Raw genomic sequence first — 22,441 nt, forward strand, 5'->3', positions numbered from 1 at the left:
GCCGCGCCCGCGTCGAGCCACCCGCCCGGTTGCCCGGGCGGGCGGCGCATGTGCCGTCGTCAGACGGCGAGACACATGTACTTGATGACGACGTAGTCGTCGATGCCGTAGTGCGAGCCTTCGCGGCCGAGGCCGGATTGCTTCACGCCGCCGAACGGCGCCACTTCGTTCGAGATGATGCCGGTGTTGATGCCGACCATCCCGTATTCCAGCGCTTCGGCGACGCGCCACACCCGGCCGATGTCGCGGCTGTAGAAGTACGCCGCGAGACCGAACTCGGTGTCGTTCGCGAACTGGATGACTTCGTCGTCCGAGCTGAACTTGAACAGCGGCGCGAGCGGGCCGAACGTCTCTTCCTTCGCGACCTTCATCGCCGGCGTGACGCCCGTCAGCACCGTCGGCTCGAAGAAGCCGTGGCCGAGCGCGTGGCGCTTGCCGCCCGTGACGACGCGCGCGCCCTTCGCGAGCGCGTCTTCGATGTGCGCCTCGACCTTCAGCACGGCCGCTTCGTTGATCAGCGGGCCTTGCGTGACGCCCGGCTCGGTGCCGCGGCCGACCTTCAGCTCGCCGACTGCCGCCGCGAGCTTCTGCGCGAACTGGTCGTACACCGCTTCATGCACATAGAAGCGGTTCGTGCAGACGCAGGTCTGGCCGCTGTTGCGGTACTTCGACGCGATCGCGCCCTGCACCGCAGCGTCGAGGTCGGCATCGTCGAACACGATGAACGGCGCGTTGCCGCCCAGTTCCAGCGACACCTTCTTGACCGTCGGCGCGCATTGCGCCATCAGCAGGCGGCCGACCGGCGTCGAGCCGGTGAACGACAGCTTGCGCACGACCGGGTTCGACGTCAGCTCGCCGCCGATCGCCTTCGGGTCGCCCGTCACGACGCTGAACACGCCTGCCGGCACGCCCGCGCGTTCGGCCAGCACGGCCATCGCGAGCGCGGAGAACGGCGTCGCCTCGGCCGGCTTCACGACGATCGGGCAGCCTGCGGCGAGCGCCGGGCCGACCTTGCGCGTGATCATCGCCGACGGGAAGTTCCACGGCGTGATCGCCGCGCACACGCCGATCGGCTCCTTCGTCACGACGATGCGCTTGTCGCCGGCGTGGGTCGGGATCGTGTCGCCGTAGACGCGCTTGCCTTCCTCGGCGAACCACTCGAGGAACGACGCCGCATAGCCGATTTCGCCCTTCGCCTCGGCGAGCGACTTGCCTTGTTCGGTCGTCAGGATCAACGCCAGATCGTCGGCGTTTTCCATCATCAGGTCGTGCCACTTGCGCAGGATTGCCGCGCGTTCCTTCGCGGTCTTCTTGCGCCATGCGGGCCACGCGGCGTTGGCCGCGTCGATCGCCTGGCGCGTTTCGGCGGTGCCCATCGCCGGCACGGTGCCGAGCAGCGCGCCCGTCGCCGGGTTGCGGACGTCGAACGTCTCGCCGCTCGCGGCGGCCTGCCATTCGCCGTTGACGTACGCCTGCTGGCGGAACAGCGAGGGGTCTTTCAATGCAAGGGTTTCTTGAACGTTGCTCATGGGGATACCCGGTTTGCAGATGCGACAACCGCCGCCACCCGGGAGGATGGCGGCGGCGCGATCAGGTGAGTGGACCTCAGGCCGGCACGCCGACCGTTTCCTTCAGCACTTCTTCCAGGATGCCGAGCGCTTCGTTGAACACGGCGTCAGGAATCGTGAGGGGGAACAGGAACCGTACCACGTTCGAGTAGACGCCGCAGACGAGCAGCAGCAGACCGCGCTCGAGCGCACGCGCCTGCACGCGCTTCGTGAAGTCGGCATCCGGCTCGCCGGTGCCCGGCTTCACGAATTCGACCGCGACCATCGCGCCCGGGCCACGCACGTCGGCGATCTGCGGCACGTCGGCCTTCAGCGCGTTCAGCTTCGCCTTCAGCGTGTCGCCGAGCGTCGTCGCGCGATCGCAGAGCTTTTCCTCGTCGATGATGTCGAGCACGGCGTGCGCTGCCGCGACGGCCAGCGGGTTGCCCGCGTAGGTGCCGCCGAGACCGCCGGGCGCTGCTGCGTCCATCAGGTCGGCGCGGCCGACGACGCCCGACAGCGGCATGCCGCCGGCCAGGCTCTTCGCCATCGTCATCAGGTCGGCGAGCACGTCGTACTGCTGCATCGCGAACAGCTTGCCGGTACGCGCGAAGCCGGTCTGGACTTCGTCGGCGATCAGCAGGATGCCGTGTTCGTTACAGATCTTGCGCAGCGCGCGCACGAAATCCGCCGGTGCCGGCACGAAACCGCCTTCGCCCTGGACCGGTTCGAAGATGATCGCGGCAACGCGCTTCGGATCGATGTCGGCCTTGAACAGCGACTCGATCGCCTTCAGCGAATCGGCGGTCGTCACGCCGTGCAGCGGGTTCGGGAACGGTGCGTGGTACACGTCGCCCGGGAACGGACCGAAGTTGATCTTGTACGGCGCGACCTTGCCGGTCAGTGCCATGCCCATCATCGTGCGGCCGTGGAAGCCGCCCGCGAATGCGATGACGCCCGGACGGCCCGTCGCGGCGCGCGCGATCTTGATCGCGTTCTCGACGGCTTCGGCGCCGGTCGTGAAGAACGCGGTCTTCTTCGGGTAGTCGCCCGGCGCGCGCTGGTTGATCTTTTCTGCCAGCTCGACGTACGACGCGTACGGCACGATCTGGTATGCGGTATGCGTGAACTGGTCGAGTTGCTCGGCAATTGCCTTGACGATCTTCGGGTGGCGATGGCCGGTGTTCAGCACGGCGATGCCGGCGGCGAAATCGATAAAGCGACGGCCCTCGACGTCCCACAGCTCGGCATTCTCGGCACGTGCTGCGTAGAAATCGCACATCACGCCGACGCCGCGCGGGGTGGCGGCGTTCTTGCGTGCCTGCAGGTCGGCATTCTTCACGATCATCTCCTTGATGTTCCAATCAGGTTGGTAGGGGAATCGGGTGCGCTCCGGCAACCCATGGAGGCGACTATAATCACATTTGGCTCTGGCAATCAGAGCCATTTCAATAAATATATAGGAGCCAATTATGCGGGCGAGCGTGTTGTCGGACTGGCTGGCACAGCGCCTCGTGCGGGGCAACGAGCAACCGATCTACCGGCAGCTGCACCGGCTGCTGCAGCACGCGATCCTGTCGCGCGAGCTGCCGGCCGGCACCCGCGTGCCGTCGTCGCGGCTGCTCGCGGCCGAGCTCGGCATCGCGCGCAACACGGTCACGCAGGTGTATGAACAGCTCGCGCTCGAAGGCTACGTGACGTCGGCGACCGGCCGCGGCACGTTCGTCGCCGACAGCGCGCCGGACGAGATCGTCGGCGCGCCCGAGGCCGCGCGCCGGGCCGAGGCCACCCCGGCAGCGGCGCGGCCGCTGTCCGCGCGCGGTGCGCGCCTGCTCGAGGGCGCGGGCGTGTCGAAGCGGCAGGGCGGCGCGTTCATGCCCGGCGTGCCCGACATGTCGCGGTTTCCCGCGCGGGTGTGGATGCGCCTGCACAACAAGTACTGGCGGCGCCTGCGCCCCGATTTGCTGACCTATGCGCCGGGCGGCGGCCTCGCGCTGTTGCGCGAGGCGCTCGCCGACTACCTGCGCACGTCGCGCTCGGTGCGCTGCACGCCGGAGCAGATCATCATCACGACCGGCATCCACCAGTCGATCGACCTCGCCGTGCGCCTGTTGACCGATCCGGGCGACGCGATCTGGACCGAGGACCCGTGCTACTGGGGCGTGCGCAGCGTGCTGAACGTGTCGGGCCTGACCACGCGGCCGATTCCGGTCGACGACGAGGGCATCGCGCCGTCCGCCGCCGATCTGGCCGAGCCGCCGAAGCTGATGCTCGTCACGCCGTCGCACCAGTATCCGCTCGGCATGGTGATGAGCCTCGCGCGGCGCCGGATGCTGCTTGAATACGCGCGGCAGCACCGCTGCTGGATCATCGAGGACGACTACGACAGCGAGTTCCGCTACGGCAGCCGGCCGCTCGCGTCGCTGCAGGGCCTCGACGACACCGGGCAGGTGATCTATGTCGGCAGTTTCGGCAAGACCTTGTTCCCGGGGCTGCGGGTCGGCTATCTGGTCGCGCCGGAGCCGCTCGCCGAGAGCTTCGCGACGGCGAGCGCGGAGCTGTACCGCGAGGGGCAGCTGCTGCAGCAGGCGGTGCTCGCGGAGTTCATTGCGGAGGGCCACTTCGTGTCGCATATCCGCAAGATGCGCACGTTGTACGGGCAGCGCCGCGAGATGCTGCTCGACGTGCTCGCGCGCCGGTACGGCGACGCGCTGCCGGCGGCGGGCGGCGACGCGGGGCTGCATCTCGTGATCCGGCTGCCCGACGGCGCCGACGATCGCGCGGTCGCGCAGGCGGCGCTCGAGCGCAACATCGTCGTGCGGGCGCTGTCCGGGTATTACGAGGCGCATTCGCGCGCGCAGCCGGGATTGCTGCTCGGGTATGCATGCGTGCCGGAGGAACAGATCGCCGGTGCGTTCGGCACGCTGGCCGAGGCGATCGACGAGCGGGGATTCTCGCTCGCGGCAGCGGCCTGAAACGGCTGCGCGCGCCGGCGCGGAATTGCCGATAATAGTGTGCTGTATTTCAACCGGATGCCGACGATGACCGAAGCCACGCAAACCCCGCCCGCCGTTCCGCGCCTCACGAGCCTGTCGCACGGAGGCGGCTGCGGCTGCAAGATCGCGCCGGGCGTGCTGTCCGAGCTGCTCAGGCGCGCGACGCCGCCCGCGCTGTTTCCCGATCTGCTCGTCGGCACCGAGACGTCCGACGACGCGGCGGTCTACCGCCTGAACGACCAGCAGGCGATCGTCGCGACCACCGATTTCTTCATGCCGATCGTCGACGATCCGTTCGACTTCGGCCGCATCGCGGCGACCAACGCGCTGTCCGACGTGTATGCGATGGGCGGCAAGCCGATCCTCGCGCTCGCGCTGGTCGGGATGCCGATCAACGTGCTGCCGCACGAGACGATCGCGGCGGTGCTGCGCGGCGGCGAGTCGGTCTGCGCGGAAGCGGGCATCCCGGTCGCGGGCGGCCATTCGATCGACTCCGTCGAGCCGATCTACGGCCTTGCGGCGATCGGCGTCGTGCATCCCGATCGCGTGAAGCGCAACGCGGCCGCGCGCGCGGGCGACGTGCTGATCCTCGGCAAGCCGCTCGGCGTCGGCGTACTGTCGGCGGCGCTCAAGAAGAACCGGCTCGATGCGGCCGGCTACGCGCAAATGATCGCGACGACGACCAAGCTGAACCGCCCCGGCGCCGAGCTGGCCGGCTTGCCCGGCGTGCATGCGCTGACCGACGTGACGGGCTTCGGGCTGCTCGGCCACACGCTGGAGCTGGCGCGCGGCGCGGGCCTGACCGCGCGCGTGCGCTACGCGGCGCTGCCGTGGCTCGCGGGCGTCGAGGCGTTCGCGGCGGACGGCGTCGTCACCGGCGCGTCGGGGCGCAACTGGGCGGCCTACGGCGCCGACGTGGGGCTCTCGGACGGCCTGCCGGCCGTCGCGCAGGCGTTGCTGACCGATCCGCAGACATCCGGCGGCCTGCTCGTCGCGTGCGCGCCGGAAGCGGTCGACGACGTGCTCGCGTGTTTCAATGCCGACGGTTTCGATCGCGCGGCGGTGATCGGCGAGATGGCGGACGGCCCGGCGCGCGTCGAGGTTATTTGACGCGTTTGCCGCAAACGGCATACCCGCTAGAATCGTCGTTTTATCCGATGAATGGCGATTCCGGATGAACGACTTCCTGTTCGGGCTGATGATCGCGCTGTCGGTCGGGCCCGTCGCGTTGATGATCGCGAACTACGGCATGCATGCCGGCGCGGCGAGCGGCGTGCGCGCGGCGGTGGGCGTCGCGACGGCCGACGGCTGCTACGCGGTCGTCGCCTTCACGATCGGCGCAGTGCTCGCGGGCACGCTCGCCGCGCACCTGCCGCTGTTCCGCCTGGTCGGCGCGCTCGTGCTGCTCGCAATGGGCGCGCGCATGCTGTGGCAGGCGCTGAGGGATCGCCGCCGCACGCTCGACGGCGCGGCACCCGCGCCCGGCAGCCGGCCGTTCACGTCGATGTTCTTCGTCACGCTCGCCAATCCGCTCACGATCCTGCTGTTCTACGGCTACGCGGCCGCGTCCGCCGCCGTGCATCGGCATTGGTTGCTCGGCGCCGCATGCGTGTTCACGGGCAGCCTGACCGGGCAACTCGTGTTCGCGTTCGGCGGCAGCGCGATCGGCCGCCTCGTCAAGTCGCCGGTGTGGCTCGCGGCGAGCCACGTCGCGGCCGCGCTCGTCGTGCTCGGCTACGGCGTCGCCGGTCTCGCGCGGCTCTGAACCGCCGCGCGGCGCATCGTGCGGCCTGCGTCAACCGTTCGCGCTGATTCGCTCAACGTCGTACCTGTCGATAAGGAATGCCGATGCTGATTCGCTCGATGATGGGCGCCGCCGCGCTCTCGCTCGCCGCCTGCACGACCGCGCCGCCGGCCGCGTCATCGCTCACGCCATCGCCCGCGTCATCGCTCACGCCATCGCTCACGCCATCGGTCGCGCCGCAGGACGGCGCGAGCACGGTGTCCGCCGCCGCGCCGGGCCGCCCGGTCAAGGTGATGATCGTCACGATGTTCGCGCCGGAGGGGCAGGCGTGGCTCGATCGCCTCGGCCCGTGGCAAGCGGTGGCCGTGCCGGGCCTGTCGCCCGATTACCCGGCGGTGCGCTGCAACCTTCAGGACGTATGCGTCGTCACGACCGGCATGGGCTATGCGAACGCCGCCGCATCGACGATGGCGCTGACGTTCTCGACGCAATTCGATCTGCGCCGCACATATTTCCTGATTTCCGGCATTGCCGGCGTCGATCCCGCGCAGGGCACGCTCGGTTCCGCCGCTTGGGCGACGTATCTGGTCGACTTCGGCCTGCAATGGGAGCTCGATGCGCGCGAGCGTCCGGCCGGCTGGCCGACCGGCTATCTCGGCATCAACACGAAGCGGCCCGCCGACAAGCCACCGCTCGACTACCGCACCGAGGTGTTCCGGCTGAACGCGCAACTGGCCGACGCCGCCTACGCGTTGTCGCGCGACGTGGCGCTCGCCGACAGCGCGCAGGCGCAGGCCGCGCGCGCGAAATTCGACTACGCGCCCGCGAACCGGCCGCCGGCCGTGATCCGCTGCGACACGTTGTCGGGCAATACGTGGTTTTCCGGCACGCGGCTCGGCGAACGGGCGCGGCAGTGGATGAAGCTTCTGACCGACGGCCAGGGCACCTACTGCATGACCGCGCAGGAGGACAACGCGACCTTCGAGGCGCTCAAGCGCGCGGCGAGCGTGCGGCGCGTCGATCTCGCGCGGGTCGCGGTGCTGCGCACCGGTTCGGATTTCGACCGGCCGCACCGCGGCCAGACGAGTGCCGACAACTTGCTGAATTACGCGGCGCAGGGCGGGTTCGCTCCGGCGACCGAGAACCTGTACCGGGCGGGCAACCCGCTGGTGCAGGAGATCGTCACGCACTGGGACGCGTGGCGCGATGGCGTGCCACCGCGTTGAGCGCTCAGTGCGACGGCGTGCTCGAGCGGAAAGGTGTCCAGACCGGGGTGTTGTTATCCCAGTAATCGAGCGGGGAGGGGACGGGTTCGTTCATGTCGGTACCTTGTGAGCGTGAATGACGATGGCGGCCGGCTGGTGAAGCCGGGCCGCGCTCGGGGAAGCCGCCGCGCGACGCGATCGGCGTCGGCGAGCGGGTTGCCTTACGGCGTCGCGCGATGCGGGCGCGGCATCATGTCGAGCCCTGACCCATTCGAAGTCGACTTGCGCCCATTCGCGAGCATGCCGTCCTGCTGCGCCTGTACGAGTTCCGCGCGCACTTCGGCGCGCGTTTTCATGCTCTTGCCGTACCACGACGTGTCGCCGTACGTGCCGGCGTGAACTGCGCCCGCGTCGGCGAAAGCCGGCGCCGAAACCGTGAAGGCAAGTGCCAGGGCGGCGAGAAGACTGCGGCGATTCATGGTGCTGTTCCTGTCGACCCCGGTTAGCGCTTTAGCGCTTACTGGGGTCCCATGCAAGGCGGTCGACCCCGGTTGGCGCTTTGGCGCTTACTGGGGCACGCGAATTTGTCGATTCGATGCGCGTGCTGCTGCGCGACAGGAACTAATGTAGGGGCTGGCGCCGCGGCGATAAATCACGCTGCGGCGAATTGAATTGTCTTCCGGGTGGAACAATCGCATTCCGCACCGCCAGTGTGGTCTTGCGAAACCGGCAGTGCGGCGCTCACGCCCTCACGCGACCCATTCGTTCAGCACCGGCGTGTCGAGCGTCGGCGCGCGCTCCGCGTCCTCGAACGTGCGTTTGCTGCACGTAGCGTCGAGGCTCTTCTTGCCGCTCAGCAACGGGCAGCGCTCGAAGATTTCCGCGATCCAGTCGACGAACACGCGCACCTTCGGCGACAGATGGCGGCTATGCGGATAGACGACCGAGATCGGCATCGGCAGCGGCTTGTAGCCCGGCAGGATTTCCTTGAGCGTGCCGTCGCGCAGGTGCGGCAGCACCATGAACAGCGGCGGCTGGATGAGGCCGAAGCCCTCGATGCCGCAGGTGACGTACGCGTCCGCGTCGTTGACCGACACGACGCTGTTCATCTTGACTTCCACTTCCTTGCCGTCGATCAGGAACGCCCAGTCGAGCGTGCGGCCGGTGCGGCTCGAGAAATAGTTCACCGCCTTGTGCTGGCTCAGGTCCTCGATCGTCTGCGGCTCGCCGTGCTGCGCCAGATAGGCGGGTGACGCGACCGACGTGCCCTCGAACAGCCCGACGCGGCGCGCGACGAGCGACGAGTCCTGCAGCGCGCCGACCCGGATCACGCAATCCACGCCTTCCTGCAGCAGATCGACCGGACGATCCGACAGGCCGAGCTGCAGGTCGATGTCCGGATAGCGCGCATGAAATTCGGTCAACGAAGGAATGACGACCATCCGCCCGAGCGCGCCCGGCATGTCGACGCGCAGCTTGCCTTGCGGCTTGCGGTTGTTGTTCTGGAAGCTCGCTTCGGTTTCCTCGACGTCCGCGAGGATCCGCACGCACCGTTCGTAGTACGCGGCGCCGTCGGGTGTGAGCGACAGGCGGCGCGTGGTCCGGTGCATCAGCCGCACGCCGAGGAACGCTTCCAGATTCTGAATGATCGTCGTGACGGACGCCCGCGGCAGGCTGAGCGTTTCCGCCGCCTTGGTGAAGCTGTTCGTGTCGACGACACGCGTAAACACCTGCATGGCCTGAAGCCGGTCCATCACAACCTCCGGGAATGGGAGACGGAACAAACGGGCCGCGGCGCCTCGTAAGCGCACACAACGCGCGATTGTTCAGGGTCTTTGAATTGTGTTGCCGGATTATAGGCATTTATCCGAATGTCTGCCGGACCCAGAATGCGCTCCATCTCGAAATGGATGCCGCATCGTCATGGACGCTTCAGATCTTCGCAATTTACTGAAAACCCCGTCTCCCGCCGAAACAAGGGCCGGCGCGGCTTTGACGGTGTCGGACGTCGAGATTCCCGGCTATGCGCGGGACATTGTTTTAAGACTGTATCGCCGTCCCGATAAAACCGGATTGCCGGTAGTGCTTTACTTTCACGGCGGCGGTTTCGTGCGCGGCTCGCTCGACGATGCGGAATTCGCCGCGCGCTTTCTGGCCGAGCACATGCCGGCGCTCGTGGTGTCGGTCGATTATTCGCTCGCGCCCGATCATCCGTTTCCGGCCGCGCCGGAAGACGCGTATCGCGCGGCGGTGTGGGTTGCCACGCGCGCACGCGCGTTCGGCGGCAATCCGAAGAAGATCGGCGTGGCCGGCCATGACGCGGGCGGCCAGCTCGCGAACTGCCTCGCGTTCATCGCGCGCGACCGCGGCGACGTGTCGATTGCCGCCCAGGCGCTGTTCGGCCCGATGCTCGACCCCAGCATGACGCGCATCGGCGACGAGCGCCGCCTGTCGTCGGACATCACCGCGAAGGAGTGCGCGGCGTGCTATCGCGCGTATCTGCCGCAGGCGGCGCAGCGCATGCATCCGTACGCGGCGCCGCTCGAATCGGTGCGCCTCGGCGGCCTGCCGCCGACGCTGATCGTCACCGCGCAGAACGACGTGTTGCACGTCGAGGCGGAGAAGTACGCCGGATGCCTGATCGAATCCGGCGTGCTGACGCAGGTGATCCGCTATCCCGACGTCACCCACGCGGCGCTCGCCGCCTACGCGCCGGCGCTGCTCGAAGCGGTGCGCTTCTTCCAGTGCCGCTTCCAGGCGCGCTCCCTCATTTGAAAAAACCACGCAAACCGGAGATCTTCATGGCCATCCTGCGCACTCCCCGTTCCCGCATCGCGCTCGCCGCGCTCGCGACGCTCGCCATCGCGGGCCTCGGCACGTTCGGGGCGATCCGCGTCAACGCGAGCGCGCCCGACAAGGCGGCGGCGCCGCTTCCCGAAGTCGACGTCGCGGCCGTCGTGACGCGCACCGTCACCGACTGGCAGACCTACTCCGGCCGCCTCGAAGCGGTCGAGAAGGTCGACATCCGGCCGCAGGTGTCCGGCACGATCGTGTCGGTCAACTTCAAGGACGGCGCGCTCGTCAGGAAAGACGACGTGCTGTACGTGATCGATCCGCGCCCCTACCAGGCCGAGGTCGACCGCGCGGCCGCGCAGCTTGCCGGCGCGCAGGCGCGCGACGGCTACGCGCAGAGCGACTGGCAGCGCGCGCAACGCCTGATCGGCGACAACGCGATCGCGAAGCGCGATTACGACGAGAAGCAGAACGCGGCGCGCGAGGCGACCGCGAACCTGAAGGCCGCGCAGGCCGCGCTCGAGACCGCCCGCATCAACCTCGGCTATACGCGGATCGCCGCGCCGGTGTCGGGTCGCGTGTCGCGCGCGGAGATCACGGTCGGCAACGTCGTGTCGGCCGGCGCGAGCGCGGCGCCGCTGACGACGCTCGTGTCGGTGTCGCCGATCTACGCGTCGTTCGACGCCGACGAGCAGACCTACCTCCAGTACATCAACGGCGCGCGCGACGGCCGCAAGGTGCCGGTCGAGCTCGGTCTCGCGAACGAGACCGGCTATTCGCGGCGCGGCACGATCGATTCGGTCGACAACCGGCTCGACACGTCGTCCGGCACGATCCGCGTGCGCGCACGCTTCGACAACGCGGACGGCACGCTCGTGCCCGGCCTGTACGCGCGGATCAAGGTGGGCGGCAGCGCGCCGCATCCGGCGCTGCTCGTCGACGATGCGGCAATCAACACCGATCAGGACAAGAAGTTCGTGTTCGTCGTCGATGCGCAGGGCCGCGTGTCGTATCGCGAAGTGCAGCCGGGGCTGCAGCACGGCAACCAGCGCGAGATCGTCGGCGGCCTGGCGGCCGGCGACCGCGTGATCGTCAGCGGCACGCAGCGCGCGCGGCCGGGCGCGCAGGTCAAGCCGCGCGTCGTGCCGATGACGGGCGGCGACGCCGCGCCGCTCGCCGACAACGCGAAGCCCGCGCAGGCGAAGGCGAATTCGTGAGCGGCCGGCCAGCCGTTCCAGGCCGCCGCGCGTTCGCGCTCAACTAGACAGAGCCTCAGATGAACATATCCAAATTCTTTATCGACCGGCCGATCTTCGCAGGGGTGATGTCGGTTGTCATCCTGCTCGGCGGGGTGATCGCGATGTTCCTGCTGCCGATTTCGGAATATCCGGAAGTCGTGCCGCCGTCGGTGATCGTCCGCGCGCAGTATCCGGGCGCGAACCCGAAGGTGATCGCGGAAACCGTCGCGTCGCCGCTCGAGGAGCAGATCAACGGCGTCGAGGACATGCTGTACATGCAGTCGCAGGCGAACAGCGACGGCAACATGGCGATCACCGTCACGTTCAAGCTCGGCACCGATCCGGACAAGGCCACGCAGCTCGTGCAGAACCGCGTGAACCAGGCGTTGCCGCGCCTGCCGGAAGACGTGCAGCGGCTCGGCATCACGACCGTGAAGAGCTCGCCGACGCTGACGATGGTGGTGCACCTGATCTCGCCGGACAACCGCTACGACATGACCTACCTGCGCAACTACGCGCTGATCAACGTGAAGGACCGCCTGTCGCGGATCCAGGGCGTCGGCGAGGTGCAGCTGTGGGGCTCGGGCGACTACGCGATGCGCGTATGGCTCGATCCGCAGAAGGTCGCGCAGCGCGGGCTGACCGCGAACGACGTCGTGCAGGCGATCCGCGAGCAGAACGTGCAGGTCGCGGCAGGCGTGATCGGCGCGTCGCCGTCGCTGCCCGGCACGCCGCTGCAGCTGTCGGTGAATGCGCGCGGGCGGCTGCAGAACGAGGAGGAATTCGGCGACATCGTCGTCAAGACGACGCCGGACGGCGGCGTCACGCGCCTGCGCGACATCGCGCGCATCGAGCTCGACGCGTCCCAGTACGGGCTGCGCTCGCTGCTCGACAACAAGCCGGCCGTCGCGATCGCGATCAACCAGTCGCCGGGCGCGAACTCGCTGCAGATCTCCGACGAGGTCCGCAAGACGATGGCGGAGCTGAAGCAGGACTTCCCGGCGGGCGTCGACTACAAGATCGTCTACGACCCGACGCAGTTCGTGCGTTCGTCGATCAAGGCGGTGATCCATACGCTGCTCGAAGCGATCGCGCTGGTCGTGATCGTGGTGATCGTGTTCCTGCAGACCTGGCGCGCGTCGATCATTCCGCTGATCGCGGTGCCGGTGTCGATCGTCGGCACGTTCTCGCTGCTGCTCGCGTTCGGCTATTCGATCAACGCGCTGTCGCTGTTCGGGATGGTGCTGGCGATCGGGATCGTCGTCGACGACGCGATCGTCGTGGTCGAGAACGTCGAGCGCAACATCGAGAACGGCATGACCGCGCGGCAGGCGACCTACAAGGCGATGCAGGAAGTGAGCGGGCCGATCATCGCGATCGCGCTCACGCTGGTCGCCGTGTTCGTACCGCTCGCGTTCATGTCGGGCCTGACCGGCCAGTTCTACAAGCAGTTCGCGATGACGATCGCGATCTCGACGGTGATCTCGGCATTCAACTCGCTGACGCTGTCGCCCGCGCTGTCCGCGATCCTGCTCCGCGGCCACGGCGACAAGGAGGACTGGCTCACGCGGGTCATGAACCGCGCGCTCGGCGGCTTCTTCAGGGGCTTCAACAAGGTGTTCCATCGCGGCGCGGAACATTACGGCCACGGCGTGCGCGGCGTGCTGTCGCGCAAGGCGGTGATGCTCGGCGTCTATCTGGTGCTGGTCGGCGCGACTGTGCTGATGTCGAGGATCGTGCCGGGCGGCTTCGTGCCCGCGCAGGACAAGGAATACCTGATCGCGTTCGCGCAGCTGCCGAACGGCGCGTCGCTCGACCGCACCGAGAAGGTGATCCGCGAGATGAGCGCGATCGCGCTCAAGCAGCCGGGCGTCGAGAGCGCGGTCGCGTTCCCGGGCCTGTCGGTGAACGGTTTCACGAACAGCTCGAGCGCGGGCATCGTGTTCGTCTCGCTCAAGCCGTTCGCGCAACGTCACGGCAACGCGCTGTCGGCCGGCGCGATCGCGGGCGCGCTCAACCAGCAATACGGGAACATGAAGGATTCGTTCGTCGCGGTGTTCCCGCCGCCGCCGGTGCTCGGCCTCGGCACGCTCGGCGGCTTCAAGATGCAGATCGAGGATCGCGGCGCGGTCGGCTACGCGCGGCTCGCGGACGCGACCAACGACTTCATCAAGCGCGCGCAGCAGGCGCCCGAGCTCGGGCCGCTGTTCACGAGCTACCAGATCAACGTGCCGCAGCTCAACGTCGACCTGGACCGCGTGAAGGCCAAGCAGCTCGGCGTGCCCGTCACCGACGTGTTCAACACGATGCAGGTCTACCTCGGCTCGCTGTACGTGAACGACTTCAACCGCTTCGGCCGCGTCTACCAGGTGCGGGTGCAGGCCGACGCGCCGTTCCGCCAGCGCGCGGACGACATCCTGCAGCTGAAGACCCGCAATGCAGCCGGCGAAATGGTGCCGCTGTCTTCGCTGGTGACTGTGACGCCGACCTTCGGGCCGGAAATGGTGGTGCGCTACAACGGCTACACGGCGGCCGACATCAACGGCGGCCCGGCGCCCGGCTACTCGTCCGGGCAGGCGCAGGCGGCGATCGAGCGGATCGCGGCCGAGACGCTGCCGCGTGGCGTGAAGTTCGAATGGACCGACCTCACGTACCAGCAGATTCTCGCCGGCAGCTCGGCAATGTGGGTGTTCCCGATCAGCGTGCTGCTCGTGTTCCTCGTGCTCGCGGCGCTGTACGAGAGCCTGACGCTGCCGCTCGCGGTGATCCTGATCGTGCCGATGAGCATCCTGTCGGCGCTGACGGGCGTGTGGCTCACGCAGGGCGACAACAACATCTTCACGCAGATCGGCCTGATGGTGCTGGTCGGGCTGTCGGCGAAGAACGCGATCCTGATCGTCGAGTTCGCGCGCGAGCTGGAGCATGACGGCAAGACGCCGCTCGAAGCGGCGATCGAGGCGAGCCGGCTGCGGCTGCGCCCGATCCTGATGACGTCGATCGCCTTCATCATGGGCGTGGTGCCGCTCGTGACGTCGACGGGCGCGGGCTCTGAAATGCGACATGCGATGGGTATCGCCGTGTTCTTCGGGATGCTTGGCGTGACGCTGTTCGGCCTGATGTTGACGCCGGTGTTCTATGTGGTGCTGCGCACGCTCGCGGGCGGCAAGATCCACGTCGCGCAAAAGGATTCGGCCGGTTACGGCGTGCCGGCTCCGGGCGTACCGGCTCCGGGCGTACCGGCTCCGGGCGTGCCGGCTCCCGATGCTTGAGGATAGAAGGATGGACAAGACCATGACTCAACCTGGCTTCACGCGCATCGCGAAACTGGCGGTGGCGAGCGGGCTGCTGGTGTCGCTGCTCGCCGCGTGCGCGGTCGGGCCGGACTACAAGCGGCCGGACGTCGCGACACCTGCCGCATTCAAGGAAGCGCCCGTGCTTGCCCCGGGCGAGCAGGCCGGCACGTGGAAGACCGCCGAGCCGTCCGACGTCGCGCATCGCGGCGAATGGTGGACGGTGTTCGGCGATCCGGCGCTCGATGCGCTCGAGGCGCAGGCGCTCGCCGCGAACCAGAACCTGAAGGCCGCGGCGGCGCGCGTCGAGGAGGCGCGCGCAGCGACCCGCGCCGCGCGTTCGCAGTGGTTCCCGCAGATCGGCGCCGGCTTCGGGCCGACGCGCGAAGGACTGTCGTCGGCATCGCAGTTCCAGCCGCAGGGCACCGGCCCGACGACCGCGACGCTCTGGCGCGCGCAGGGCACGGTGTCTTACGAGGCCGACCTGTTCGGCCGCGTGAGCCGCAATGTCGAGGCGTCGCGCGCGGACACCGCACAAAGCGAGGCGCTGTTCCGCTCGGTGCAGCTCGCGTTGCAGGCGGACGTCGCGCAGAACTATTTCGAGCTGCGCCGTCTCGATTCCGACCAGGACCTGTATCGCCGCACGGTCGAGCTGCGCGATGCGGCGCTCAGGCTCGTGCAGCGCCGCTTCAACGAGGGCGACATCAGCGAGCTCGACGTGTCGCGCGCGAAGAACGAGCTGGCGACCGCGCAGGCGGATGCGGTCGGTGTCGCGCGACGCCGCGCGGTATCCGAGCATGCGCTCGCGATCCTGCTCGGCAAGCCGCCGGCGGATTTCTCGTTCACGGAGACGCCGATCGTGCCGGTCAAGGTGGCGATTCCGGCTGGCCTGCCGTCGGCGCTGCTCGAACGGCGGCCCGACATCGCCGCGGCGGAGCGTGCGATGGCGGCCGCGAACGCGCGCGTCGGCCTCGCGAAATCCGCGTACTTCCCGAAGCTCGACATCACGGGTGCATTCGGCTACGAGGCCGCGACGCTCGGCAGCCTGTTCATGTGGACGAGCCGCACGTTCCTGCTCGGGCCGTTCGCGGGCGCGGCGCTCACGCTGCCGATCTTCGACGGCGGGCGTCGCAGCGCGGGCGTCCAGCAGGCGCGCGCGCAGTACGACGAGCAGGTCGCGAACTACCGGCAGCAGGTGCTCGTCGCGTTCCGCGAAGTCGAGGACAACCTCGCCGACCTGCGCTTGCTCGACGAGCAGATTCGCGCACAGGACGCGGCGGTCAATGCGTCGAAGCGCGCGGCCACGCTGTCGCGCACGCAATATCAGGAAGGGGAGGTCAGCTATCTCGACGTGATCGACAGCGAGCGCTCGGTGCTCGTGTCGCAGCTGCAGGCGAACCAGTTGACCGGCACGCAGGCGGTGTCGACCGTCAACCTGATTCGCGCGCTCGGCGGCGGCTGGGGCGGCCAGCCCGCCGCCGACAGCGGCGCGCTGCGCAAGGAGAATGTCGCGTCGCGCTGAGCGTGATGGCCGGGCGATGCGGCGTGCATCGCCCGTGCGCGTGTCGAACCCCGGAGCGCGGCGTCAGCCTGCGTGTCCGGGGTTTTTCGCATGTGCCAGCGGCCGCTAGATTGCAACTAACGGTCTTCCCCGGCGATCGCCGCGCAACGGAGACGGGCAGCGCGACAGACGCTTTTTCGACTTGCTTCGCCGGCCGGCAAGAGGCGCGGAAGCGAGGCGTGCGGAAAACCGAAAGGAGTACTGGGGGACGGAAAGCGCGCCGGCCGCTTCGAGCGGCCGGCGCCGGCGCGCGCGGACTGGCGCGCATGCCGGGGACGGCTGGCTGTCGTCGCGACGCCGAGCCGCTTGTGCTTACGATTCGATGAAGCTGTGGACGAGCCGGTTGAACACGCCCGGATGCGCGACGTTCATCCCGTGCGATGCGCCCGCGACGGTCTGCCGGTCCGCGTCACGAATCCAGCCTGCGAGGGTTTCGACGTTGTTGCGGAACATCCGCGGGCTGCGTTGCCCGTCGATGAGCAGGGTCCGGCATGCGAGATCCCCGGCCGTTTCGTTGGAATAGGCGGGCAACGGATCGCGGAGCTGCTTCGGCAGGGTGCTTGCGTTGTCGACGGCCATCGTGCGGAAGCGGGGGCCGCTCTTTTGCCATGCGCCGGGCACGCTGACGGAATCGACGAACAGTTCCAGCCCCGCGTCGACGTCGCCGTCTTCGATCAGGTCCGCGGCCTTCGCGCGCAGCGCCTGCGCGGCGGGCGGTAACGTCGCCTCGCGCACGCCGGCCTGCTGCAGCGGCCCGCCCGGATCGGCCAGCGTCAGCGTCTTGACGAGGCCCGGATGCTCGCGCGCCACGTTGAACGCCACGCTGCCGCCTCGCGAATGCCCGACCAGATGCACCGGGCCGAGATCGAGCGCCGCGATGAACTCGGCCATTTCGTCGACATGGTTGCGCCAGCTGAACTCGTTCTGGATGCCGGCTTCGACCGCCGGCCAGTAGTGGCTGAGGCTCGGCGCGATGCAGTGGTAATGCGCGGAGAGCGCGGCGAGCTGTGCGTCCCAGTAGCGGTAGTCGCACAGCGAGCCGTGAACGAACACCATCGGCTCGCCCGCGCCCCGCTCGACGTAAGGCATGCTGATCCCTGACGGGAGCGTGGCAAAGAGCAGATCGGGGTTGGCGAGCAACGAAGGCTCGATTCGCATGTTCATGACTGGAAAACTCGAAGGTGCGTCATCACGTCGCAACTATGCCTGACGCCTCCATGTAAGAAAAACGCATAATTCTCATTGCATCGTTCAATTTTTCTGATAGCAAACGTCCCGCCCCATATCGCGTTCCGCGATTTTCTTCCCAGAATCGCTTCGTAGACCACCGCCGGGGCGCTCCTTATCATCGGCTGACATTCATTCCGTTCGCATGACTCCGCATCCGGAGGACGCATTCCGCGCCCGCCGCGGGCGTGCTCATGCGTTGATCCAGCCCATCGACATGAGAGTGGTCCCCATGCTGCATCCCGTCTATTCCGCCCGCCACGTCGCGCGCCTCGCGCGCTCGTTCGCGATCGCGCTGCTGGGCGCGGCGCTCGTTTCCGGCGCGCATGCCGCCGACACCGCGCCGTTGCGCGTCGGCATCGCGACAAGCCCCCAGATCGAGGCGCTGAAAGTCGCCGCCCAGGAGGCGAAGGCGCAGGGGCTCGACGTGAAGATCATCGAGTTCACCGACTGGAACACGCCGAACGCCGCGCTCGCGAACAAGGACATCGACGTCAACTACTTCCAGCACATCCCGTTCCTCGAAAACGCGAAGAAGCAGGGCGGCTACGATTTCGTCGCGATCGCGCCGGGGACGATCATGAAGATCGGCCTGTACTCGAAGAAGGTGAAGCGCTTCGCCGACCTGAAGGACGGCGCGAAGGTGGCGATCGCGAACGATCCCGTCAACGGCGGCCGCGGCCTGTTGCTGCTGCAGCGCGCGGGTCTGATCACGCTGAAGCCCGGCGTCGGCTACCGCGCGACGACGCTCGACATCGTGTCGAATCCGAAACACCTGAAGATCGTCCCGCTCGAAGCGTCGCAACTCGCGCGCGCGCTCGACGACGTCGATCTCGCGCAGGGCTATCCGAGTTTCATCAAGCTTGCCGGCACGACCGATCCGAACAGCGCGCTGCTGTTCGACGGCACCGAGAACAAGATCTTCGCGCTCCAGTGGGTCGTGCGGCCGGACAGCACGAACGATCCGCGCATCCGCAAGTTCATCTCGATCTATCAGCAGTCGCCGGCGGTGCGCCGCGCGCTCGACAACGCATTCGGCACGCTGTACGCCGTCGCCTGGTGACGGGAGCGCACCCATGGCAAAGAAGAAAATCCTGCTCAACGCGTTCAACATGAATTGCGTCGGCCACATCAATCACGGGCTCTGGACGCATCCGCGCGACCGTTCCTCGCACTACACCGATCTCGACTACTGGGCCGATCTCGCGAAAACGCTCGAACGCGGCAAGTTCGACGGGATCTTCCTGGCGGACATCGTCGGCGTCTACGACGTGTTCGACGGCGGCCCCGATGCCGCGTTGCGCGAAGCGGTGCAGGTGCCGGTCAACGATCCGCTGCTGATCGTGCCGGCGATGGCGCAGGTCACGCGGCATCTCGGCTTCGGCGTGACCGCGAACCTGACCTACGAGCCGCCGTACCTGTTCGCGCGGCGGATGTCGACGCTCGATCACCTGACCCGCGGCCGCGTCGGCTGGAACATCGTCACCGGCTATCTCGACAGCGCCGCGCGCGGCATGGGCCTCGCGCAGCAGATCAGCCACGACGACCGCTACGAGCGCGGCGACGACTACATGGACGTCGTCTACAAGCTCTGGGAGCAGAGCTGGGACGACGACGCGGTGATCCGCGACGCCCGCGCGCGGGTGTTCACGCAGCCGGGCAAGGTGCGGCGCGTGCGGCACGACGGGCCGTTCTATTCGATCGACGCGATCCATCTGTGCGAGCCGTCGCCGCAGCGCACGCCGGTGCTGTATCAGGCCGGGTCGTCGGCGCGCGGCGTCGAGTTCGCGGCGCAGCACGCCGAGTGCGTGTTCGTGAACGGCCAGAGCAAGGCCGCCGCGCGCGCGGCGGTGCTCGACATCCGTGCGGCGGCGGCGCGGCGCGGGCGCGACCCGGCGTCGATCAAGATCTTCGCCGGCGTGACCGTCGTGACCGCCGAGAGCGAGCGGCTCGCCCGCGAGAAGTTCGACGAATACCGTCGTTACGCGAACCCGGAAGCCGGGCTCGCGCATTTCGCGAGCTCGACCGGCATCGACTTCGCCCGCTACGGGCTCGACGAGCCGATCTCGTACGTGAAGACCGATTCGATCCAGTCGGCGGTCGACGCGATCTCGAAGCGCAGCACGAGCGGCGCATGGACCGTGCGCCGCGTCCTCGAGCAGATGACGCTCGGCGGCCGCTATCACCCGATCGTCGGCTCGCCGTCGCAGGTCGCGGACGAACTGGCCGAGTGGGTCGACGAGACCGGCATCGACGGCTTCAACCTGACGCGCACCGTGATGCCGGAATCGTTCGAGGATTTCGTCGACTGGGTTGTGCCGGAACTGCAGAACCGCGGGCTGTACAAGGAAGACTACGATCCCGCGCCGACGCTGCGCGAGAAGCTGTTCGGCGGCGGGGCGCGCCTGCCCGCGTGGCATGCGGGCGCGCAGCACCGGCCGGGCGTCGCGCGCGAGCCAGCGCATGCGTGACCCTCACGGAGCGATGTCATGACGCAATTCTTCGATACCCTGGGTTTCATCGAGCCGTCTGCCGCGCGGGCGGATGACGGCGCGCGGCCGCTTGCGTTCGACACCGCGCCCGCCGACGGCGACGCGGTGGCGCTCGAGCAGGTCGGCAAGGTGTTCGGCACGCCGCGCGGGCAGGCCGCCGCGTTGCGCGACGTGACGCTGAACGTGCGGCGCGGCGAGGTGTTCGGCATCATCGGGCGCAGCGGCGCGGGCAAGTCCACGCTGCTGCGTCTCGTCAACGGGCTCGAGCAGCCCACCGCGGGCCGCGTGCGGGTGCTGGGCGTCGATGTCGGCGCGCTCGACGAGAGCGGGCTCGTGGCGCTGCGCCGCCGTACCGGCATGGTGTTTCAGCATTTCAACCTGCTGTCCGCGAAAACGGTCGCCGAGAACGTCGCGCTGCCGCTGAAGATCGCCGGCGTGCCGAAGGCCGAACGCGAGCGCCGCGTGACCGAGCTGCTCGACTGGGTCGGCTTGTCCGCGAAGCGCGACGCGTATCCGGCGAGCCTGTCCGGCGGGCAGAAGCAACGCGTCGGGATCGCACGCGCACTGGTGCATCGCCCGGAGATCCTGCTGTGCGACGAGGCGACGTCGGCGCTCGATCCGGAGACGACGCAATCGATCCTGGCGTTGCTCGCGGACATCAGTCGCCGGCTCGGTCTGACGATCGTGCTGATCACGCACGAGATGGAGGTGATTCGCGCCGTGTGCGACACCGTCGCGGTGATCGAGCAGGGTGAGGTGGTCGAGACGGGGCCGGTGTGGCGCGTATTCGGCGATCCCCGGCACGGCGCGACGCGGGCGCTGCTCAGCACGCTGGTGCACGACCTGCCGGCCGAGCTGGCCGCGCGCGTGCGTCCGCTGCCCGACGGCGCGGCGTTGCCCGACGGCGCGCAGGTCGTGCTCGATCTGCGCTATACGGGCGAGGATGGCGGCGAGCCGGACGTCGGTGCGCTCGCCGGCGCGCTCGGCGGCGCGGTGCGGTTTCTGCACGGCGGCATCGAACGTATCCAGGGGCGCGCGCAGGGCCGCCTCGTGGTCGCAGCATCGGCGTCGGACGAACCGGACGCCGTCGCGGCGCTGCTCGGCCGCGCGCGGCTTCACGCGAACCGTGCGGAGGTGCTCGGCCATGTTTGAACTCTGGTGGCCCGAACTGCTCGACGCGATCCGCGACACGCTCTGGATGGTCGCGGCTTCCGCGAGCGTCGCCGCGCTGCTCGGCGTGCCGCTTGCCGTGATCCTCGTGACGAGCGCGCCCGGTGGCATCTACGAGCGGCGCGGCCTCAACGCCGTGCTCGGCGCGTTCGTCAATGCGTTCCGCTCGACGCCGTTCATCATCCTGCTCGTCGCGCTGCTGCCGTTCACCCGCCTGCTGATCGGTACGACGATCGGCGTGTGGGCCGCGGTGGTGCCGCTGTCGATCGCGGCGATCCCGTTTTTCGCGCGGATCGCCGAAGTAAGCCTGCGCGAAGTGGATCGCGGCCTGATCGAAGCGGCGCTCGCGATGGGCGCGAAGCGCCGCCACATCGTCTGGCACGTGCTGTTGCCCGAGGCGCTGCCCGGCATGCTGGGCGGCTTCACGATCACCGTGGTCGCGCTGATCGGCTCGACCGCGATGGCCGGCGCCGTCGGCGCGGGCGGGCTTGGCGACCTCGCGATCCGCTACGGCTACCAGCGCTTCGACACCACCGTGATGACGACCGTGATCGTGATCCTGATCGCGCTCGTCTCGGTCGTGCAATTCACCGGCGACCGCCTGGTCAGGGTGCTGACGAGGCGCGCCTGAGCGGGGCGGCATCGCCGCCGTGGCTTCCAACCATCATTCTGAGAGACCGATTCATCATGACCCGTCCGATCGGCGCGCCGCAAAAGTGGAACGCGCAATTCGAAGAAAGCCTGTTTCTCGACGTGGCGCGGCGCCACCGTCCCGACTTCCCGGAAAAGCTCACCGTTGCGCCGCGCGAGCCGCGCAGCGCGGAAGAGCTGGCCGCGGTGGCCGACTACTACACGAAGATGGCGTCGCACGACCTGTTCATCGTGCAGGTCGTCGCGAAGGCGATCGACACGCTGTTTCGCGACGATCCGCATTTCCAGCTGGTCCTGTCGCGCCAGCTCGGCGACGACGGCGCGCACGCGGTCATCGGCCGCGAGCGCGTGGCGGAGCTGACCGGCCAGGACCCGTTGCCGGAAGTCGACCGGCTCGTCGCCGCGCACTGGGCGCGGATCGGCGATCTGGCGGTGCGCGACGTGGCGGGCTTTCTCGCGTTCCAGTGGCATTACGAGCTGCACATCCTCGCGAAGCTGTGGTTCCAGCGCAAGACGGGGCGCATCGC

The 22,441-nt window shown here is 68.4% G+C and carries 17 protein-coding genes and 1 pseudogene; 13 read left to right on the forward strand and 5 right to left on the reverse strand.

Annotated elements, in window-relative coordinates; all coding sequences use genetic code 11:
* Nucleotides 1-59: 59 nt before the first annotated feature.
* Together gabD and LIG30_RS05005 are read right to left on the reverse strand one after the other, a co-directional pair.
* Nucleotides 60-1,529, reverse strand: coding sequence for an NADP-dependent succinate-semialdehyde dehydrogenase (gene gabD / locus LIG30_RS05000; RefSeq protein ID WP_038710159.1), 1,470 nt, complete (start codon nt 1,527-1,529; stop codon nt 60-62).
* A 76-nt stretch (nt 1,530-1,605) separates the two neighbouring features.
* Complete coding sequence (locus LIG30_RS05005; RefSeq protein WP_051994872.1) at nt 1,606-2,895, reverse strand: 4-aminobutyrate--2-oxoglutarate transaminase; 1,290 nt, start codon at nt 2,893-2,895, stop codon at nt 1,606-1,608.
* 124 nt (nt 2,896-3,019) lie between these two features.
* Here LIG30_RS05005 and pdxR point away from each other — a divergent pair, with 124 nt between their 5' ends.
* From pdxR to LIG30_RS05025, 4 genes are all read left to right on the forward strand, one after another.
* Nucleotides 3,020-4,522: a MocR-like pyridoxine biosynthesis transcription factor PdxR gene (gene pdxR / locus LIG30_RS05010; RefSeq protein WP_038710162.1), complete on the forward strand. Its 1,503-nt coding sequence runs from the start codon at nt 3,020-3,022 to the stop codon at nt 4,520-4,522.
* A 66-nt stretch (nt 4,523-4,588) separates the two neighbouring features.
* Nucleotides 4,589-5,653 carry a selenide, water dikinase SelD gene (gene selD, locus LIG30_RS05015; RefSeq protein WP_038710205.1) on the forward strand — a complete coding sequence of 355 codons (1,065 nt, stop codon included), beginning with the start codon at nt 4,589-4,591 and terminating at the stop codon, nt 5,651-5,653.
* A 64-nt stretch (nt 5,654-5,717) separates the two neighbouring features.
* Nucleotides 5,718-6,308, forward strand: a complete 591-nt coding sequence (locus tag LIG30_RS05020; protein ID WP_038710164.1) for a LysE family translocator — start codon at nt 5,718-5,720, stop codon at nt 6,306-6,308.
* 83 nt (nt 6,309-6,391) lie between these two features.
* Complete coding sequence (locus LIG30_RS05025) at nt 6,392-7,513, forward strand: purine-nucleoside phosphorylase (protein ID WP_038710206.1); 1,122 nt, start codon at nt 6,392-6,394, stop codon at nt 7,511-7,513.
* Nucleotides 7,514-7,713: 200 nt separating this feature from the next.
* Here LIG30_RS05025 and LIG30_RS05030 read toward each other — a convergent pair whose 3' ends face one another.
* Together LIG30_RS05030 and LIG30_RS05035 are read right to left on the reverse strand one after the other, a co-directional pair.
* The gene (locus tag LIG30_RS05030) at nt 7,714-7,971 is read right to left on the reverse strand and encodes a DUF4148 domain-containing protein (RefSeq protein ID WP_038710165.1); all 258 of its coding nucleotides are present in this window, start codon (nt 7,969-7,971) and stop codon (nt 7,714-7,716) included.
* A 270-nt stretch (nt 7,972-8,241) separates the two neighbouring features.
* Nucleotides 8,242-9,246 (reverse strand): LysR family transcriptional regulator, encoded by a 1,005-nt coding sequence (locus LIG30_RS05035; protein WP_038710166.1) that lies wholly within the window; start codon nt 9,244-9,246, stop codon nt 8,242-8,244.
* A gap of 169 nt (nt 9,247-9,415) precedes the next feature.
* On the opposite strand from LIG30_RS05035, the gene LIG30_RS05040 reads away from it, so the two are divergent.
* Genes LIG30_RS05040 through LIG30_RS05055 form a run of 4 tightly spaced genes read left to right on the forward strand, consistent with a single transcriptional unit; the run spans nt 9,416 to nt 16,335 of the window.
* A complete protein-coding gene (locus LIG30_RS05040; protein WP_038710168.1) occupies nt 9,416-10,267 on the forward strand; it encodes an alpha/beta hydrolase in 852 nt (283 codons plus the stop codon).
* 26 nt (nt 10,268-10,293) lie between these two features.
* Complete coding sequence (locus LIG30_RS05045) at nt 10,294-11,502, forward strand: efflux RND transporter periplasmic adaptor subunit (protein ID WP_038710169.1); 1,209 nt, start codon at nt 10,294-10,296, stop codon at nt 11,500-11,502.
* 59 nt (nt 11,503-11,561) lie between these two features.
* On the forward strand, nt 11,562-14,792 hold the full coding sequence (gene ceoB, locus LIG30_RS05050) for a multidrug efflux RND transporter permease subunit CeoB (RefSeq protein ID WP_038710170.1): 3,231 nt from the start codon (nt 11,562-11,564) through the stop codon (nt 14,790-14,792).
* A 10-nt stretch (nt 14,793-14,802) separates the two neighbouring features.
* Complete coding sequence (locus tag LIG30_RS05055; protein ID WP_038710171.1) at nt 14,803-16,335, forward strand: efflux transporter outer membrane subunit; 1,533 nt, start codon at nt 14,803-14,805, stop codon at nt 16,333-16,335.
* A gap of 351 nt (nt 16,336-16,686) precedes the next feature.
* Here the strand turns inward: LIG30_RS05055 and LIG30_RS05060 are convergent, their stop codons facing one another.
* Nucleotides 16,687-17,538, reverse strand: a complete 852-nt coding sequence (locus tag LIG30_RS05060) for an alpha/beta fold hydrolase (protein ID WP_038710173.1) — start codon at nt 17,536-17,538, stop codon at nt 16,687-16,689.
* Nucleotides 17,539-17,833: 295 nt separating this feature from the next.
* Here LIG30_RS05060 and LIG30_RS05065 point away from each other — a divergent pair, with 295 nt between their 5' ends.
* The 5 genes and pseudogenes from LIG30_RS05065 to LIG30_RS05085 form a co-directional block, all read left to right on the forward strand.
* Nucleotides 17,834-18,664 (forward strand): MetQ/NlpA family ABC transporter substrate-binding protein, encoded by an 831-nt coding sequence (locus LIG30_RS05065; protein ID WP_038710174.1) that lies wholly within the window; start codon nt 17,834-17,836, stop codon nt 18,662-18,664.
* A 13-nt stretch (nt 18,665-18,677) separates the two neighbouring features.
* On the forward strand, nt 18,678-20,072 hold the full coding sequence (locus tag LIG30_RS05070; protein WP_038710176.1) for an LLM class flavin-dependent oxidoreductase: 1,395 nt from the start codon (nt 18,678-18,680) through the stop codon (nt 20,070-20,072).
* 18 nt (nt 20,073-20,090) lie between these two features.
* On the forward strand, nt 20,091-21,245 hold the full coding sequence (locus tag LIG30_RS05075) for a methionine ABC transporter ATP-binding protein (RefSeq protein ID WP_038710177.1): 1,155 nt from the start codon (nt 20,091-20,093) through the stop codon (nt 21,243-21,245).
* Nucleotides 21,238-21,894: a methionine ABC transporter permease gene (locus LIG30_RS05080; RefSeq protein WP_038710179.1), complete on the forward strand. Its 657-nt coding sequence runs from the start codon at nt 21,238-21,240 to the stop codon at nt 21,892-21,894. The genes LIG30_RS05075 and LIG30_RS05080 overlap by 8 nt, the downstream gene beginning before the upstream one ends.
* Before the next feature lie 56 nt (nt 21,895-21,950).
* Nucleotides 21,951-22,441, forward strand: a pseudogene (locus tag LIG30_RS05085) (hypothetical protein); the annotation flags it as partial.

It is taken from the genome of Burkholderia sp. lig30 (genome assembly GCF_000687455.2).
Taxonomy (GTDB): Bacteria; Pseudomonadota; Gammaproteobacteria; order Burkholderiales; family Burkholderiaceae; genus Burkholderia.